The organism is Streptomyces sp. NPDC056231 (assembly GCF_048270745.1).
In the GTDB taxonomy this organism is placed as follows: domain Bacteria; phylum Actinomycetota; class Actinomycetes; order Streptomycetales; family Streptomycetaceae; genus Streptomyces.
Map to the genome: position 1 here is coordinate 429 of NZ_JBLVKW010000046.1, position 16,084 is coordinate 16,512.

The following is a 16,084-nucleotide window of genomic DNA, read 5'->3' on the forward strand; positions in this document are numbered from 1 at the left end:
TTCCAGGTGGGGGGGGGGGGACGGGGCCCCGGGGTTGGCCCCCCCCCGCCCCCCCGGGGCGGGGGGCCCCCCCCCGCCCCCCCGCGGCGGCGAGGTAGGGGTCGGGGGCGGGCTTGGTGCGCGGGGTGTCCTCGACGGCGACCGTGACGTCGAACCGGTGTCGACCGATGGTCGTCAGCACGGTGTCCACCACCGCGCGCGGGGAGGCGGACACCAGCGCGGTGGGGATGCCCGCCTCGCGGAGCGCGTCCACCAGTTCCAGGGCGCCGGGTCGCGGCACCACCTGCGTCGCGACCCGGTCCACGAACTCCCTCAGGAGCTCGCCGGCGAGGTGCGCCGCGGGTGCCCGCCCGCCGGTGTTGCGGTACAGGTGGCCCGCGGTGTGCTCCACGGATCGGCCGAGTACGTCAGGTGTGTCGGCCTCCCCGAGGGCGTATCCGAGGTCGCAGGCGACCGACTCGACGGCGTCCCACCAGACCCACTCGGTGGCCACCAGGGTGCCGTCCATGTCGAAGAGGACGGCCTGCAGCCGGACTGACTCAGCGGTGTGTGGAGGCAAGGTCTGCTCTTCTGCTCAAAAGTGACGTAGTGTCAACGAATACTCTGTCAGGTGCGGCGGGAGTCCACCAGCACCGGTCGGTCGGGGATGGCCACGGAGACCGCCGCACCCGCGCCGAGCGCGGCTGCGTCGGGTGTGGACAGGTCGGCCTTGATCTCGGTGCCGTCGGCGAGCCGTACGGTCAGCCGGGTCATCGCGCCCAGGAAGGTCGCCGCCACCACCCTCGCCCCGCCGTCGGCATCGGAACGCACAGAAACGGCCTCGGGCCGCACCAGTACGTCCAGCGCGTCGCCCGCCGCCGCCCCGCCCGCCACCGGAAGCCGACGACCCAGCACCTCGATCTCGCCGTCGCCGGCCGGGCAGCCGGGCAGCCGGTTCATGGTGCCGACGAACTCGGCGACGAACGCGGTCGCCGGGTGCGCGTACAGCTCCATGGGCGGGGCGCACTGCTCCAGCCGCCCGCCACGCATCACCGCCACCCGATCGGCCATCGACAGCGCCTCCTCCTGGTCGTGGGTGACGAAGAGGGTGGTGATGCCGAGGTCCTGCTGGAGCCGGCGGATCTCCTCGCGCAGCGTCAGCCGTACCTTGGCGTCCAGTGCCGACAGCGGCTCGTCCAGGAGCAGCACCCGCGGCCGCAGCGCCAGCGCACGGGCCAGCGCGACGCGCTGCTGCTGACCGCCCGACAGTTGGTGCGGGTAGCGGTTGCCATGGTCAGGCAGGCCGACCAGCTCCAGCAGCTCCGCAGCGCGAGCCCGCCGCTCGGCCGCACCTGCCTTGCGGATCCGCAGCCCGAAGGCGACGTTGTCGCGGGCAGTGAGGTGCGGGAAGAGACTGTACGACTGGAAGACCATGCCGGCGTCGCGGCGGTGTGCCGGCACTCGGGTGACGTCACGGCCGTCCACCAGCACCTGGCCGGATTCGGGCTGCTCAAAGCCCGCGAGCATCCGCAGCGCGGTGGTTTTGCCGCAGCCGGACGGGCCTAGCAGGGCAAGCAGTTCACCAGGCCGCACCGAGAGACTCAGGCCGTCGAGAGCCAAGGTGGTACCGAAGGTCCGGCGCAGTTCGACGAACTCAAGGGCGGCGCCGGTCTCCCGAGCCTCTGTCGGGGTCCGGCCGGTCGAGCTGAGGCCGGGCGTATGCGGATCGATCATGCGGAGACGACCCCCTTCCGGGGAGTACGAGCGGTGCGGCGGCGCCCTCCGGCCGGCGCGAGCAGCAGCAGGAGCAGCCAGGTGAGCAGCAGGCTGAGCACCGACACGGCCACCGACAGCTGGGCGTCGGAGCCTGCGATCCCGGCGATCCACACCGCGAAGGGCTGGAAGCCGAGCAGTTGGGCAACGGTGAACTCGCCGAGCACCAGGGCGAAAGTGAGAAAGGACGAGGCCAGCAGCGGCGCCCGCAGATTGGGCAGCACCACCCGCAGCACCGCATGCGGCCATCCGGCGCCGCAGTTTCGGGCGGCCTCCACCAGGGTGCGTACGTCGATCGTGCTCAGCCCGGCATCCAGCGCCCGGTGCACGAACGGCAGCGCCATCACCGTGTACGCGAGCACCAGCACCACGGGGAAGGCCGGGTTCTGGATGGCAACGAAGGTCCCGAAGAACGGGGTGCGCGCCAGGTGGTCGGGCGCCCAGGCGAGGACGGTGCTGATTCCGGCCGTCAGCGCGACCGCGGGTACCACCAGCGGCAGTGAGCACACCACCTCGACCACGGGGCGCAGCCGGGGCACTCCCAGCCGTACTGCGAGCAGCGCGGGCACCACGAGGAGCAGCACCAGGGCGATGGTGGCGGCGGCCAGTTCGAGGGAGAGCAGCAGGCCGTCGCCGAAGCCGTCGGCGACGACGATGCGGGTGTACGCACCCAGGGTGAGGCCCTGGCCAGGGGCGTCCACGGTGAAGACCGCGGAGGCGGCCAGCGGCCCGAGGAAGTACAGCGCCGCGCCGGCGAGGACCAGGCCCCGCCAGACGCGCAGGCGGGTCAGTCGAGCCATCGGGCGCTCCGTCGCTGTAGGGGGCGGTACACCGCCATGACCAGACCGGCCACCAGGACCATGTCCAGGCTGAGCGCGAGCGCCGTGTTGGCCTGACCGACCAGGACGTTGCCGGAGAGGGCGTCGGCGATCTGCAGGGTGACCAGGGGCACCGAGCTGCCGACCATGGCTGCGGCGGTTGCGTACGCGGCGAATGCGGTGCCGAAGAGCAGCACCAGGCCGCCGAGCAGCGACGGGGCCAGCACGGGCAGTGCGACGTACCGCCAGTACTGCCAGGCGGTGGCGCCGTTGTTCTGCGCTGCCTCCCGCCACTGGACGCGCAGGCCGTCGAGCGCGGGCACGACGGTGAGCACCATGAGCGGGATCAGGAAGTACAGGTATGTGATCACCAGGCCCCAGAAGCTGTACAGGCTCCAGCCGTGTTCGGTCAGGTGCAGGTGCTGTGTGATCACGCCGGCGTTGCCCAGGGTGGCGACGAAAGCGAAGGCGAGCGGCACTCCGCCGAAGTTGGCCAGCACCCCGGAGGCGGTGAGCACCACCTCGCGCAGCGCCCGGAACCGGGCTGTGACCACGGCCTGCGCGAGCAGCAGCCCGAGCACCGTGCCTGCGCCTGCGCAGACGGCGGACAGTTTGACGCTGCCGCCCAGCGCGGTCAGGTACGCGCCCTGCAACGAGGCGCTGAGGTTGGCGGTGGTGTAGTGCGAGGCGCCCGTCGTCGGGTCCTGCGCGGTGAACGCGCCGTTCAGCATGGCCAGCGCCGGGACGCCGAAGCACAGCGCAGTGAAGGCAAGCAGCGGTACGACCGCGAGTGCGGCCGCCGAGCGACGGCGCGGTTGCGGGGCCGGGCGGGACAGCCGGGATTCGGTACGGGGCCCGGGCGGAGCCGGTTCCGGGCGCCGTGCCGCGGCGTTCGGCCCCCCGCCGACGGACACGACGGCGGGAGAAACGGTGGCGGAGGAGTCGGTCATGAGCTGGGTCAGCCGGCCACGGCCTTGGCCCAGCCCTGGGCCACGACCTGCTTGGCCTTGTCCAACTGGGTGTCGGCCGGGAAGGAGGGAGTGCCGTCGACCTGGGGCAGACGGGCGGCGGCTGCGCTGTCGAGCGTGCCGCTCCGAGTCATCGAGGGCATGAGCGCCGGGCGGGCGTAGCCCTTCAGGAAGAGATTCTGCCCCTCGGTGCTGTAGAGGTACTCCTCCCACAGCCGGGCGGCCGCCGGGTGCGGGGCGTCCTTGTTGATGGCCTGCGAGTAGTACTGCGCGTACTGGCCGTCGGTGGGGACGACCACCTTCCAGTCCACGCCCTTGCTGCGGAACTCATCGGCGTAGCCGGCGTTGAGGTAGTCCCAGTCGATGCTGATCGGGGTCTCGCCCTTCTCGACCGTGGCCGGTGTGGTCTCCACCGGGTTGTAGTTGCCGGCCTTCTTGAGCTTCGCGAAGAAGTCCAGGCCGGGCTGGATGTCGTCGAAGGAGCCCTTGTTCGCCAGGGCTGCGGCGAAGACCGCGCCGAAGGCGGAGCCCGACTTGGTCGGATTGCCGTTCATGGCGACCTGGCCCTTGTACTGCGGCTTCAGCAGGTCGGCGAAGGACTGGGGGCACTGCTTGACGCGCTTGGCGTCGCAACCGATCGAGACATAGCCGCCGTAGTCGTTGTACCAGCGGGCCTGGGCGTCGCGCTGCGTGGCCGGGATGGCGTCGAAGGCCGCAACCCGGTACGGGGCGAGCAGCCCCTGCTGAGCTGCGCTGAGCGCGAACGACTGGCCCAGGTCCACCACGTCCGGAGCGCGGTCCTGGCCCTTGCGCGAGGTGATGGCGTTGATCTCGTCCTGGCTGGCGCCGTCCGGGTTCTCGTCGTTGACCTTGATGCCGTACTTCTTCGTGAATCCGTCGATCACGGCACCATAGTTGGCCCAGTCGCGGGGCAGGGCGATCGCGTTGAGCACGCCCTCCTTCTTGGCCGCCGCGACCAGTGCGTCCATACCACCGAGGTCCTGCGCCGAAGCGACGGTGGCGGCGTGCGGGCCGCCCGTGCCGCCGGACGCGACGGAATCGGGAGCCGAGCCGCAGGCACTGAGCGCGAGCGTGGCTGCGGTCAGTACGCCGGCAAAGCCGGATATTCGCGCAGAAAACAGGTTCACAAGGTCTCCTGAGGGTGCATGAGCTGCCCGGACAACAGTGATCGGGTACTGCCCGGATCCAGATAACTTGTCCAAACAAGATGTCCCAAGTACGTCGGAGCGTGATGACCTCTCGGTGAACGGAGAGCTGCTGCTCGCTCTCGGTTTGAAGGCTGTTTCAGACGATGGGGGCCGCGTAGGGGATGCGGTCTCCGCTGTGTGCAGGATGAGCGTGCCCGGCGCGGCGGGATCACCTACCCTGTGTGTACACGCCGGTGCCGCGCAGAGCGGAGCCGGTATCGCGGATGAGAGGGCTGGGTGTGGCGGCACGGCACGAACAGATCGCCGGCGAGCTGAGGGTTGCGATCGACCGCGGCGACTACCCGGTGGGGGGCCGGCTCCCTACCGAGGGCGAACTCGCCGAGCGGTACCAGGTATCCCGCGGCACCGTCCGCCAGGCGCTCACGGCTCTGGTGGCCGAGGGACTGATCGGCTCACGACAGGGCACCCGGCGGGTGGTGCTCGGCGCCCGCCGCAGCCAGAGCTTCACCGAACTGCGCAGCTTCGCTCAGTGGGCGCGGGTAGCCGGACACAAGGCCACCGGCAGCGTCGTCGAGACCGCCCGGCGCTCGGCCTCCACCGAGGACGCGCTGCGCCTCCAACTTCCTGCAGGATCAGAGGTGTTGTACGTCCTGCGGATGCGTGGTCTGGACGGACAGCCGGCCCTGCTGGAACGCACCGTCTACGCCGGCTGGATCGCGGACGCGGTCGAGCGCATTGAGCCCGACTGCGAGTCTGTCACCCAGCGGCTGCTCGACGAGGTGGGCGTGGTCTTCGCGCACGGCGAGCACGTCATCGACACACTTGCGGCGGGCACCCGCGACGCGGAACTGCTCGGTGTACGCCGCGGCACGCCGCTGCTGCGGGTCCGCCGGGTCACCACCACCCACGCCGGCCGCCCCGTGGAGTGGTCCGACGACCGCTACCGGCCGGGAACGGTCAACTTCCGTATCCACAACTCCATCGGCGCCAACCCGCTCGTCCGCCAGCCTGGCGAATGACCGCAGCGTGGTCCTTCAGAGGTGCATAGCACTCGCCCGCCGACGTCCGGGGCGGCTGTTGGGCCCGCCCGCGGTTCTGTATGGTCACCCCTTGGACCGAACCCGGTGAACCGTGTCCGGACGTACCGCCAGCCGTATCCTGCGCAGCACCTGCAAGGGCAGGCGGTCGAGTGCCACCCGCGAGGGGACCGCTTCGAGCGCCCGAGCCCGCGACTCCACCAGCCTCTGCTCCCTTGCCGCCGTCGGTGGCGCTGCTGCGGCTGGAGGGCCGCGTGGCGTCGGTCGGTGAAGGCCAGCGGGATCCGTTCAGTCAGCTGCGCAAGCCGCCAATGAGCTGCAGCAGGTGCAGGTTCGGAGATTTCGCGGCGTCGGCGTAGCCGGCCAGTTCGATGACGGTGACGCCTGCGTCCTGGAGGAGCTCGGTGCCGTCGGCCCCGGGGACGAACGTGTTGGGATCGCGTCAGGCGGTGACGACACGGTGGATGCCTGCGTCGCGGATGAGCTGGGCGCAGGGCCGGGGCTGTGAGGCGCGTTTGGCGCAGGGTTCCAGGGAGCTGTGGATCGTCGGTTACGGCTACCGCCCCTGGCTTGCCGGCGTCTGGCTCCTTGTGCTGACCTTGATGGGCATGCTGTCCTTCGGCGCCCACTCGCCCACCCCGGTCAAACAAGGCGAAGGCGCCCCGTTCCAGCCCCTCGTCTACACGCTCGACCTCTTGATCCCCATCGGTGGTCTGGGGCAGCGCACGGCCTGGTACTGGCCGAACGACATCCAGTGGCTGGCCTACCTGTTGATCGCTTTGGGATGGGTGCTGACGACCGCCGTCATCGCGGGTGTCACCCGCACCCTGCAGAAGAAATAGCGGGCGACAGCTGAGTTCAGGCGTCGCCAGCAGATCAGTGCGCATCCGAGGGTGAGGAAGGCGTCGTGGATGTCGTCGCGTATCTCCCAGCGGATCCGCAGCCGGCGGAACCAGTGCAGGTGGGCGAACGCGCGCTCGACGACCCAGCGTTGGGTGCCAAGTCCGGAGCCGTGCTCGATTCCCCGGCGGGCGATCAGCGGCTTCACCCCGAGATCCCAGACCAGACGGCGGTACTTGTCGTGGTCGTAGCCGCGGTCGCCCAGAACCACCGTGGGGCGCCGACGGGGCCGACCGCGCTTGCCCCGCACCGGCGGGATCGCCGTCAGCAGTGGGATCAGCTGAGTGACGTCGTTGCGGTTGCCTCCGGTCAGGGTGGCGGCCAGAGGGATGCCGGTAGCGTCGGTGATCAGGTGATGTTTGCTGCCCGCCCTGCCCCGGTCGACGGGGCTTCGTCCGGTCTTGGCTCCCCCCTTTAGCGCCCGAATATGGGAGCCGTCGACGGCCGCCCGGGAGAAGTCCAGGGCGTTCTCCCTGCGGAGTTCGGCGAGGAGAACCTCGTGGAGCCGAGGCCACACACCGGCCTCGGTCCACTCGGCCAGGCGACGCCAACAGGTCATACCCGAACCGAAGCCGAGGTCCTGTGGCAGGTGCTCCCAGGCGATCCCGGTGTGTAGGACGAACAGAATGCCCTGGAACACAAGCCGGTCCGGATGCCGCTTGCGCCCGGGGTGCCGGGCCCGACGCCCGACCCTGGGTAGCAGCGGCTCGACCACCGCCCACAGCTCGTCGTCGACTTCCCACGGCTTCGGCCGAGCCACCCAGCACCCCCGGATCATCAGTCCGGGAGTGATCCAACCACCTTGGAGATGGGGGCGGAGAACGGCTTTGAACGGCACGGGTGTTAGCTTCTTTCCCGTGATGGAACACCAGGACGAAACCAGGGCTGCCTACGACGGGGTCGTCGAGCTGTATGCGTCGATGTTTGCTAATCGGTTGGAGACGCAGCCGTTCGCGCGAAACATGATTGGCACCTTCGCTGAGCTGGTGCGTGGGACGGGGAACCTGCGGGCAGCCGACGTCGGGTGCGGGCCTGGACATCTGACGGCCATGCTGCACGACCTGGGGCTGGACGCCTTTGGGCTCGACCTCTCCCCGGCCATGGTCGACCACGCCCGGCGTGCCCATCCGGCGCTGCGGTTCGACGAGGCGCGAATGGAGGCCCTGCCGGTCGAGGATGGTGCGCTCGGCGGCGTGCTGGCCCACTACTCGATGATCCATACCCCGCCTGGGGAATTGCCCGCGCTGCTCGCCGAGCAGGTGCGTGTCCTGGCACCAGGGGGCCTGCTCCTGGTCTCGTTCTTCGGGACCGAGGGACCGGAGCCGGTCCGCTTCGATCACAAGGTGACGCCCGCCTACTGCTGGCCGGTAGACCGGTTCGCCGAGTTGCTTGCCGGGGCCGGGCTCGGCACGATCGCTCGGCTGCTCCACGACCCGGCCTCCGAGCGGGGCTTCCTCGACGCCCACTTGCTGGCCCGCCTCCTCAAGTAGGGCTTGGTCAGGTTCGCATTGGGGTGGGTATGTCGCGGTGGCAGGTGGGGCAGGTGCCGGCCCAGAGGGCGAGGAGTGTCTGCAGCTCGCGGACTACTTGGTAGAGGCTCAGTCCTGCGCCGCGTCTTTTGGGTCTCGTGCCAGTCGTTGGAGGGTGCAGAAGGCATGGGCGGCGGAGACGAGGGTGACGTGGTGGTGCCAGCCGCCCCAGGTGCGGCCTTCGAAGTGGGCGAGTGCCAGGGCCTGTTTCATCTCCTGGTAGTCGTGCTCGATGCGCCGGCGGAGCTTGGTCAGCCGCACCAGCGAGGCCAGGGGTATGCCGGAGGGCAGGCTGGACAGCCGGAACTGCACCGGTTCCGGCTCGGTGGCGGGCCATTCGCCAGCAGTCGGCGTTCAGGCAGTTCCACACCCTGCGTGGCCTGGCGGATCTCGCGTCCGGCGGGACGAATGCGCAGGGCGACGAAGCGCGAGTACATGCGCTTGAGGCCGGTTCGGCCTGTGCCTGGCCGGGAGCCCTCGCGCCAGGAGACGGGCCGGGCCGCCTGCCGGCCGGCCTCCATGACCAGTTCCTTCACCGTCTGGGGCTTGTCCGGGTATGTCGCCACCGGTGGGCGGCCGATGCCTTGATACTCGGGAGTGATCGGCCGTGCATGGGCGCGATGGGCGGTGTGACGGCAGGAGATCCCGACTGCGTAGGCCGGTTTCCGTTCCTCCAACCGCAGGCGGAAGGCGGCGGCATCTCCATATCCGGCGTCCGCGACGACCAGCGGGACGTCCACGCCCCAGGTGCGGGCCTCGTCGATCATGTCCAGTGCCAGCTGCCACTTTTCCACATGCCCCACCCGGGCAGGGATCCCGCAACGGCCGCGGCGGGCGACCCTGCCCGCATCCGCATCCGGCGAGGCGGGATCCCAGGAGGCGGGCAGGAACAGCCGCCAGTTGACCGCGGCCGAGGCGTGATCGTGCCCAGGTGCAGCGACACCCCCACCTGCCAGTTGGTGACCTTGCCCGCAGTGCCGGTGTACTGCCTCGACACACACGCCGAGGCATCCCCGTCCTTCAGGAAGCCGGTGTCATCGATCTGGACGCTGCTGGAGGAGGACCAGGAGCGGCTGCGGAACAAGTCGGGGGCGAACCGATTGGGTTCGCGCTGTTGCTGAAGTTCTTCGAGGTGGAGGCCCGGTTCCCGGAGGACTCCGGGGGAGATCCCGACGCCGGCGGTGTCGTACGTCGCCCAGCAGTTGAGGTGGCCGCGGAGGAGTGGGCCGCGTACGACTGGTCGGGGCGGGCGATCAAGCGGCATCGGATCGAGATCCGGGGCGCGTTCGGCTTCCGTGAGTGCTAGGGGCAGTTGGGCACCACGGCGGCCTGTCGGCTGACCGGACGCTCACGCGCCACCCACTACCGCCACCTCAACCCGCCACCGAGGCCCGCGCCGTGCCCGAGACCCACGCCCGCCTCGGCCCTGACACCGGCCGAGCGGGCCCAGGTCCTGGCGCTGCTGAACCGGCCGGAGTGCGCCGACCTGCCACCCGCCCAGGTCTGGGCATGTGAGCTGGACGCAGGATACTACTGGTGTTCGGAGCGGACGATGTACCGGATCCTGTCCGCCGCCGGGCAGAACGGCGAACGCCGCGGACAGGCCACCCACCCGCCCAGGACGATTCCCGAACTGGTCGCGAACGGGCCGTCGGAGGTGTTCACCTGGGACATCACCCGGCCGCCCGGTCCTGTCAAGGGCATCTGGTTCCACGCCTACGTGATCATCGACATCTTCAGCCGCTACATCGTCGGTCACACGGTCGAACTCGCCGAAACGGCTGAGCGGGCCTAGGAGTTGATCCGCGAGACCATCGAACGCAACGGCATCGTGCCCCACACCGTCCAATGGGACCGCGGCACCTCCATGACCAGCAAGAAGGTCTCCCAGCCGCTGATCGACCTTGGTGTCACCAGGAGCCATTCCCGCCCCAGGGTGAGCAACGACAACCCTTTCAGCGAAAGCCAGTTCCGCACCACCAAGTACGCCGCCGACTGCCCCGACCGCTTCGATTCACTGGCACACGCCAGGGAATGGATGGACGCGCTCGTCGGCTACTACTACAACCACGAGCACAGGCACTCCGGGATCGGCCTGCACGCCCCCGCCTCGGTCCACTTCGGCACCGCACACGAGGTGCGGAACCAGCGGGCCGTCGCCCTCGCCGAAGCATACGAACGTCATCCCGAACGCTTCGCCCGACGGCCGAAACCGCCCGCGATACCCGGCCAGGTCTGGATCAACGATCCTGTCAAACGCATGCAACCAGCACCACAAAACTCATAGCCACATAAACGTCTCATTTGACTTGAAAGCTACCGGTACGCCGAACCGCCCAAGCGGTGAGACCTTCCAGACCTTGGAGCCCGTGGACGAGAAGACGCCGGCCGACCAGGCCGTCCGCCCCTCCGCCCCCGCGGCCACCGCCGAGGCGGGCACCGTCTCTTGGGGTCTGGACGCCATTCACGCCCCCAAGGCCTGGGCCATGGGCGCCACCGGTGCGGGCATCACCGTGTCCAACCTCGACTCGGGCGTCCAGTTCGACCATCCGGCGCTGGTGGACTCCTACCGCGGCAACAACGGCGACGGCACGTTCGACCACGACTACAACTGGATGGCCACCCGGGGCACCTGCACGGGTGCGCCGTGCGACGACAACGGGCACGGCACGCACACCATGGGCACCATGGTCGGCGACGACGGCACCAACCACGTCGGCGTCGCACCGGACGCGCAGTGGATAGCGACGAACGGGTGCTGCGCGTCGAACGGCCCCGAATCGCTGCTCGAGTTCGGCTGGTGGCTGCTCGCCCCGACCGACGTCCATGGGACAAGCCGGACGTCTCAAAGCGCCCGCACGTCATCAACAACTCGTGGGGCCAGAATGCGGAGCACAACTTCAACGACTTCTTCCAGGCCATCGACGAGGCCTGGAGCGCCGCGGGCATCTTCTGCGTCTGGTCATCGGGCAACACCTCGCCGTACGCGGCCTGCGACACCGTCTCCTCGCCCGGCTCGGCCGCGAGTGCCTACTCTGTTGGCGCTTACGAGTCGAACGGCACGCTCGCGTCGTTCTCCCGCAAGGGCGAGGGTGAAGGCGGCCGGATCAAACCAGAAATCTCCGCCCCCGGCGTGACCGTCCGGTCCTCCTACCCGAACAACAGCTACACCGAGATGTCCGGCACATCGATGGCGGCTCCCCACGTCGCCGGCGCCGTGGCGGCGCTGTGGAGCTATGACCCGACCCTCATCGGGCAGGTCGAGGAGACCCGCCGCCTGCTTGCCGAGTCGGCCGTCGACGTCGACGACATCGAGTGCGGCGGCACCGCTGCCTTCAACAACAAGTACGGCGAGGGCCGGCTCGACCTCGTCCGCCTGCTCGAACTCGCGCCGCGCCAGGGCGGCACCCTGACCGGTGTCGTCACCGCCAAGGGCGCCCCGGTCCCCGCCGCCGAGGTGACGATCAGCGGCCCGTTCAGCCGGTCCATCGGGACCGACAAGGACGGCCGGTTCACGATGAACCTCCCGGTCGGCGACTATCAGATCAGCACCAAGGTCTTCGGCTACCTGACCGCGACCAACAGCGCCAGGATCGCCCTCGGCCAGAACACCTCGCTCGAGGTTCCCCTCACCGCCGCGGCGCGCCACGACATCAGCGGCAGGGTCGTCGACGACAAGAAGCAGCCCGTTCCGAACGCCGATGTCTCCGTCAAGGACACGCCGCTGGCCGCGGTACGCACGGATGCCAACGGCGCGTTCACGATCGCCGCTGTCCCCGAGGGCGGGTACGCACTGAACATCAAACCCAACGCCTGCTTCTCGCCCACGACCGTCCCGCTGACCGTCGGCGCGCAGAACGAGTCGCCCGAATTCCCGGTCGCGCTCGTCATCGACGAGGGCGGCTACACCTGCTCCGTCTCCGAAGGCGAGTACCTGCGCGGCACCGACCCGGTCGCGTTCCCGAGCGGCGTCTGGGCCACGGTGAAGCTGCCGTTCCCGGTCGCGCTCTACAACGGGAGCCACGACACCCTGAATATCAGCCTGCGCGGCGTGGTCTCCCCGGACGCCTCCACCGGTCCCGGCACCGGCGGTGCCGGCGCCTTCCCGTTCTATGTTCAGACCCCCGTCCAGACCACGGGCGGTGGCGTCTACACGGCGGCGACCAAGGTCAACGGCGAGGACGCCTTCGTCGTCGAGTTCCGCGATGTCCAGGTCTGGGCCTACCCGATCCGATCGGAATACACAAAGCCGGTCAGCTTCTCGGCCACCTTCACCCGCTCCGGCACCGTGATCTTCGGGTACGGGCACGGCATCGGCACCGACGACCCGGTGACCGCCGGCGCCCGCGCCATCACCGGCATACAGGGCTGGGCCGGCGTCGACGGCATCCGGTTCTCCGACAACGCCCCGGTGCTGCACGACGGGATGATCGTCACCTACGACCTGCCTGACTTCGGGTACCTCGACGCGACCGTCGTCGACCAGAACGACGGGCTGCCGGTGGCCGGGGCCAAGGTCTCTTTCACGAACAAGAATGGGCTCGTCGAGACCGTCACGACCAACGGGACGGGCCTCGTGCATCGCCAGCTTCCGGTTGGCGACTACACGATGACGGTCGACGCGCCGAACTACACGACCGCGGCAGACCCCTTCTCCCTCGACAAGCTCTACGCGAAGGCCAAGATCGACGCACGTCTGACCACGGGTGTCGCCGGCCTGAAGGCCGACGGCCTCGACGCGGTGCTGGGCACCGATCAGAAGGGCGTCGGCACGCTGACGCTGACCAACACCGGCTCGGCATCGCTGAAGTACGACCTGGGCGAGGCGGGGCGCCACCCGGAGCTCGACGCGACCGGAGCCACCGAGCGCACCGGGACGGGAGCCGACAGCACCATCGACCTCACCGCTTGGAACAAGACGTCGACAGGCACGAAGCCGTCGGCGTTCGACGGCACGAGCACCAAGGTCGATGCCGCTGCAGCGCGAGCCGCCGACAAGATCGGCACGACCTCCGGCGGCGACGTCATCACCCGGATCGCCATCCCCGGCAAGATCGAGGAGAAGGAGCCCACCGGCGTCGGATACGACGGCGACGTCTGGGTCCACGACTACGACGCGAGGACCAACACCGCCTACACGGTGACCGGCAAGCCGACCGGCAAGGTCTTCGACGCTGCGTGGAACCCCGCCTACCGCGCGTTCGACCTGGAGCTCGACACTCGGACCGGCGACATGTGCCAGATCGAGGACAGCCCGCGCTCGGTGATCCACTGCTTCGACCGGGAGACCGGTAAGGAGACGAGGATCATCAAGGGCACGTGGTCCACGGTGCAGTTGACCGGGCTCGCCTACAACCCGACGCTCGACGTCTTCTACGTGGGCGGCCGCGCGAACGGTTCTATCGGGACCGTCGCCGGCACCTCGTGGGACAACCCGGGTGAGTTCCTCTCCTACTGCGCTGCGCCCAAGCCAGAGGTGATGGGGCTGGCCTACAACCCCGCGTCGGACACGCTCTGGTACAGCGACCTCGCCAGCAGCGGACCGACCCGGCTGATTCAGGTCAACCCCAGCACCTGTCAGCTCGTCAACGCCTGGTGGTTCCCAGGCATGAAGGCGCGACAGGGCGGTGGCCTGGCCACCGACGTGACCGGCGCGCTCTGGGCCGTGGACCAGATCGCCGACGACGTCCTGCTCGTCGACGTCGAGGACGACCTGCTCACCGACCTGCCGTGGCTGTCGCTCTCCTCGACCGGCGGCACCCTGGCCCCGGGTGAGTCGACGACCGTCAAGGTCTCGGTCTCCTCGAAGGACGCCAAGCCAGGAGTCCTCGGCGCGAACATCGTGGTGAGGTCCGACTCCGGACGCCAGTCCAAGACCTACGTCCCAGTGACGCTCACGACCACGAAGCACCAGGTCGGCGTCAACGCCGGCGGCCCTTCGTTCACCGACGGCTCCGGCTACACCTGGTCCGGCGACCAGGCCTCCGGCGACGCGGCGTGGGGCTACGAGGGGAAGGCGAAGGTCACCTCCACGCAGGCCGGGATCGAAGGCACGACGGACGGCAAGCTGTTCCAGTCGCAGCGCACCACGCCGGCCAAGGACCTGACCTACACCTTCCCCGACGCACCCAAGGGCACCTACGCGATCGATCTCGGGTTCGCCGAGATCGAGAAGGTGGCCAAGGGGAAGCGGGTGTTCGACGTCCTCGTGGACGGCTCCCTGACGGAGTACGCGTACGACGCGGCCGCGGCCGTGGGGCCGAACGCCGCCGACTGGCGCACCGCCGTCGTGAAGCACGAGGGCGGCCCGCTGACCGTGGAACTGCGGGGTTCGAAGGGCCTACGCGCCCCGAGCATCGCCGCGCTGCGCGTGACGCTCGACCCGCGCGCAGACCAGGTTGAGCAGGAGCCCATGCCCGAGCAGCCGAAGCCGGGCGAGGTGCCGGTGGCTCCCGCCGGTCGCTCGTACTCGTCGAAGGTGACCAGCGGGCTCTACCGCGGAGCGTGCGGTCGCGGTGCCGTAGAGGCGGGTGTCGGTGGTGGTCTCGGTGTCGGGGATGCCCCAGGTGTCGGGTTGGCCGAAGGCGAACTCGCCGCCGTGGCGGGGCGGGCGGCCCCTGGTTCCGGGAAGTCGGGGCGGGGCCGCCCGGCGCAGGACACGGTCCGAGCGCATCCGTGCCAGCACCTGGACGGGCAGGTCCCGGGGCAGGAAGGCCAGACGCGGGGCGTCGTAGCCGGCGTCGGCGACGACGAGCGCGTCCGGGTCGCCGGCCTGCCACTGCCCGGCGGCGACCAGGCGCTCGACCAGGTCCCGCAGCTGTCGGGCGGTGACCGCGGCCGCGTCCTCGCCCGGCGCCAGACGCCGCACATCCAGCGGGACAGTCCACGAAATGCGGCCCGGCTCCAGCGCGCAGACCACCGAGTAGGGCCAGCCGGGAACGGGAATGTGCTGATCCTTGCACCGTCCGTAGGTGTGGCACAGGATCCGCTGCGGCGAGGTGTGGGCGTCCGGCCGCAGCCAGCAGGTGATAGCGACGCCCAGGACCAGCCGGCCGTCGGCCGACCGCGGCATCGGCACCGAGGCTAGTGCCGCATCAGGCAACGTTCGCCCTGTTCACGACCTCGCGGAGGCGTTCGTCGGCGGCGTGCTTGTTTCGCCAGATGATGTAGCGACGGATCACGCTGCCCTGCTCAAGTTGTCGAGCACGATCGCGATGCGGATCTCGGGCGGGTAGAGGCTGCGCAGGTAACGGCAGAACTCCAGGAACCTGGTCCGCTTCTTCTTCGGCTTGATGTGGCCATAGAGCTTGCCCTTGGCCAGGTCGTAGGCGGCGAACAGGTGCCGGACCCCGTGCGGGCGGGTGTAGGTCGCCCGCCGGCGGGGCCCCGGTTCCCGGGCGGGGTCCTTGTGGCGGCCGCCGCGTTCGGTCCGTTGCCGTCCGGGGCTGGAGGTTGAGCGAGCCGAACTCGTCCAGGCATAAGACGACTTCGGGCTCGCCTTCCTCGGGTATGACCTCACCGCCGGCGATCGCGTAGAGGTGTTCGACCTGGGACTTCTTGGCCGCGTAGTCGGGGTCGTGTGAGGTCTTCCAGGTCTTTATGCATGGAAATGAGACGCCTTCCTCGCGGAGCAGGGCCCGAAGGCCATCGTGGCTGATGTCGTCGACCGCCCCCACGGCTACCAGGAAGTCGGCCAGCCTGGCTGGGCTCCAGGTCGAGAACGGCAGGCCGTGCTCGACCGGCTTGGACTTGGCGATCTCCTTGATCTCCCGGCCGGTCCGGGCGAACAGAGTCTGGTCCGTGGGAGATTCAATGGAGGCGAGACGGGTCCGGCGGACACGGTGGGAATGACATTCCGCTCGGCCCGGACCAGGTCGCGGTGAGCATCCGCCAACGCCGCGCGGGTGCGTC

At 69.6% G+C, this 16,084-nt stretch carries 11 protein-coding genes and 8 pseudogenes; 8 read left to right on the forward strand and 11 right to left on the reverse strand.

Annotation, left to right across the window (positions count from 1 at the left end; translation table 11 throughout):
* From ACNPQM_RS28610 to ACNPQM_RS28630, 5 genes are all read right to left on the reverse strand, one after another.
* The coding region (locus tag ACNPQM_RS28610) for an HAD family hydrolase (protein ID WP_418086227.1) at window positions 1-559 on the reverse strand (559 nt) is incomplete at its 3' end.
* 47 nt (window positions 560-606) lie between these two features.
* The gene (locus ACNPQM_RS28615; protein ID WP_418086228.1) at window positions 607-1,713 is read right to left on the reverse strand and encodes an ABC transporter ATP-binding protein; all 1,107 of its coding nucleotides are present in this window, start codon (window positions 1,711-1,713) and stop codon (window positions 607-609) included.
* Window positions 1,710-2,543 (reverse strand): ABC transporter permease, encoded by an 834-nt coding sequence (locus ACNPQM_RS28620; protein ID WP_418086272.1) that lies wholly within the window; start codon window positions 2,541-2,543, stop codon window positions 1,710-1,712. The genes ACNPQM_RS28615 and ACNPQM_RS28620 overlap by 4 nt, the downstream gene beginning before the upstream one ends.
* Entirely contained in the window at window positions 2,540-3,520 is a 981-nt protein-coding gene (locus ACNPQM_RS28625) for an ABC transporter permease (RefSeq protein ID WP_418086229.1), read from the reverse strand. Before ACNPQM_RS28625 ends, ACNPQM_RS28620 begins: the two co-directional genes overlap by 4 nt.
* An 8-nt stretch (window positions 3,521-3,528) precedes the next feature.
* Window positions 3,529-4,686 carry an ABC transporter substrate-binding protein gene (locus ACNPQM_RS28630; protein ID WP_418086230.1) on the reverse strand — a complete coding sequence of 386 codons (1,158 nt, stop codon included), beginning with the start codon at window positions 4,684-4,686 and terminating at the stop codon, window positions 3,529-3,531.
* Between the two features lie 299 nt (window positions 4,687-4,985).
* On the opposite strand from ACNPQM_RS28630, the gene ACNPQM_RS28635 reads away from it, so the two are divergent.
* Window positions 4,986-5,726: a GntR family transcriptional regulator gene (locus ACNPQM_RS28635; protein WP_418086273.1), complete on the forward strand. Its 741-nt coding sequence runs from the start codon at window positions 4,986-4,988 to the stop codon at window positions 5,724-5,726.
* Window positions 5,727-6,036: 310 nt separating this feature from the next.
* Here ACNPQM_RS28635 and ACNPQM_RS28640 read toward each other — a convergent pair.
* Window positions 6,037-6,291: pseudogene (locus ACNPQM_RS28640) on the reverse strand (5-amino-6-(5-phosphoribosylamino)uracil reductase); the annotation flags it as partial.
* Between ACNPQM_RS28640 and ACNPQM_RS28645 the strand changes: the two are divergent.
* Window positions 6,290-6,586, forward strand: a pseudogene (locus tag ACNPQM_RS28645) (oxidoreductase); the annotation flags it as partial. The pseudogenes ACNPQM_RS28640 and ACNPQM_RS28645 sit on opposite strands and share 2 nt — an antisense overlap.
* A gap of 23 nt (window positions 6,587-6,609) precedes the next feature.
* Here the strand turns inward: ACNPQM_RS28645 and ACNPQM_RS28650 are convergent.
* A pseudogene (locus ACNPQM_RS28650) lies at window positions 6,610-7,404 on the reverse strand (IS5 family transposase); the annotation flags it as partial.
* A 100-nt stretch (window positions 7,405-7,504) separates the two neighbouring features.
* Between ACNPQM_RS28650 and ACNPQM_RS28655 the strand changes: the two are divergent.
* A complete protein-coding gene (locus tag ACNPQM_RS28655; protein ID WP_418086274.1) occupies window positions 7,505-8,134 on the forward strand; it encodes a class I SAM-dependent methyltransferase in 630 nt (209 codons plus the stop codon).
* Between the two features lie 108 nt (window positions 8,135-8,242).
* On the opposite strand, the gene ACNPQM_RS28660 is transcribed toward ACNPQM_RS28655, so the two are convergent.
* Both ACNPQM_RS28660 and ACNPQM_RS28665 read right to left on the reverse strand, forming a co-directional pair.
* A complete protein-coding gene (locus ACNPQM_RS28660; RefSeq protein WP_418086231.1) occupies window positions 8,243-8,434 on the reverse strand; it encodes a hypothetical protein in 192 nt (63 codons plus the stop codon).
* Window positions 8,425-9,170, reverse strand: a pseudogene (locus ACNPQM_RS28665) (transposase). Before ACNPQM_RS28665 ends, ACNPQM_RS28660 begins: the two are co-directional and overlap by 10 nt.
* Before the next feature lie 117 nt (window positions 9,171-9,287).
* Here ACNPQM_RS28665 and ACNPQM_RS28670 point away from each other — a divergent pair.
* From ACNPQM_RS28670 to ACNPQM_RS28690, 5 genes and pseudogenes are all read left to right on the forward strand, one after another.
* Entirely contained in the window at window positions 9,288-9,479 is a 192-nt protein-coding gene (locus tag ACNPQM_RS28670) for a hypothetical protein (protein ID WP_418086232.1), read from the forward strand.
* Between the two features lie 6 nt (window positions 9,480-9,485).
* The gene (locus tag ACNPQM_RS28675) at window positions 9,486-9,968 is read left to right on the forward strand and encodes a hypothetical protein (RefSeq protein ID WP_418086233.1); all 483 of its coding nucleotides are present in this window, start codon (window positions 9,486-9,488) and stop codon (window positions 9,966-9,968) included.
* Window positions 9,969-9,971: 3 nt separating this feature from the next.
* Window positions 9,972-10,460 carry an integrase core domain-containing protein gene (locus tag ACNPQM_RS28680; RefSeq protein WP_418086234.1) on the forward strand — a complete coding sequence of 163 codons (489 nt, stop codon included), beginning with the start codon at window positions 9,972-9,974 and terminating at the stop codon, window positions 10,458-10,460.
* Window positions 10,461-10,659: 199 nt separating this feature from the next.
* Window positions 10,660-10,950: pseudogene (locus ACNPQM_RS28685) on the forward strand (S8 family serine peptidase); the annotation flags it as partial.
* A 23-nt stretch (window positions 10,951-10,973) separates the two neighbouring features.
* Window positions 10,974-14,444 (forward strand): annotated as a pseudogene (locus ACNPQM_RS28690) (S8 family serine peptidase); the annotation flags it as partial.
* Between the two features lie 228 nt (window positions 14,445-14,672).
* On the opposite strand, the pseudogene ACNPQM_RS28695 reads toward ACNPQM_RS28690, so the two are convergent.
* Both ACNPQM_RS28695 and ACNPQM_RS28700 read right to left on the reverse strand, forming a co-directional pair.
* A pseudogene (locus tag ACNPQM_RS28695) lies at window positions 14,673-15,263 on the reverse strand (transposase); the annotation flags it as partial.
* Window positions 15,264-15,267: 4 nt separating this feature from the next.
* A pseudogene (locus ACNPQM_RS28700) lies at window positions 15,268-15,945 on the reverse strand (IS630 family transposase); the annotation flags it as partial.
* Window positions 15,946-16,084: the final 139 nt, after the last annotated feature.

Excerpts from the sequence above, each read along its gene's own strand:
- ACNPQM_RS28615 (WP_418086228.1), bottom strand. The coding sequence starts at position 1,713 with ATGATCGATCCGCATACGCCCGGCCTCAGCTCGACCGGCCGGACCCCG.
- ACNPQM_RS28625 (WP_418086229.1), bottom strand. The coding sequence starts at position 3,520 with ATGACCGACTCCTCCGCCACCGTTTCTCCCGCCGTCGTGTCCGTCGGC.
- ACNPQM_RS28655 (WP_418086274.1), top strand. The coding sequence starts at position 7,505 with ATGGAACACCAGGACGAAACCAGGGCTGCCTACGACGGGGTCGTCGAG.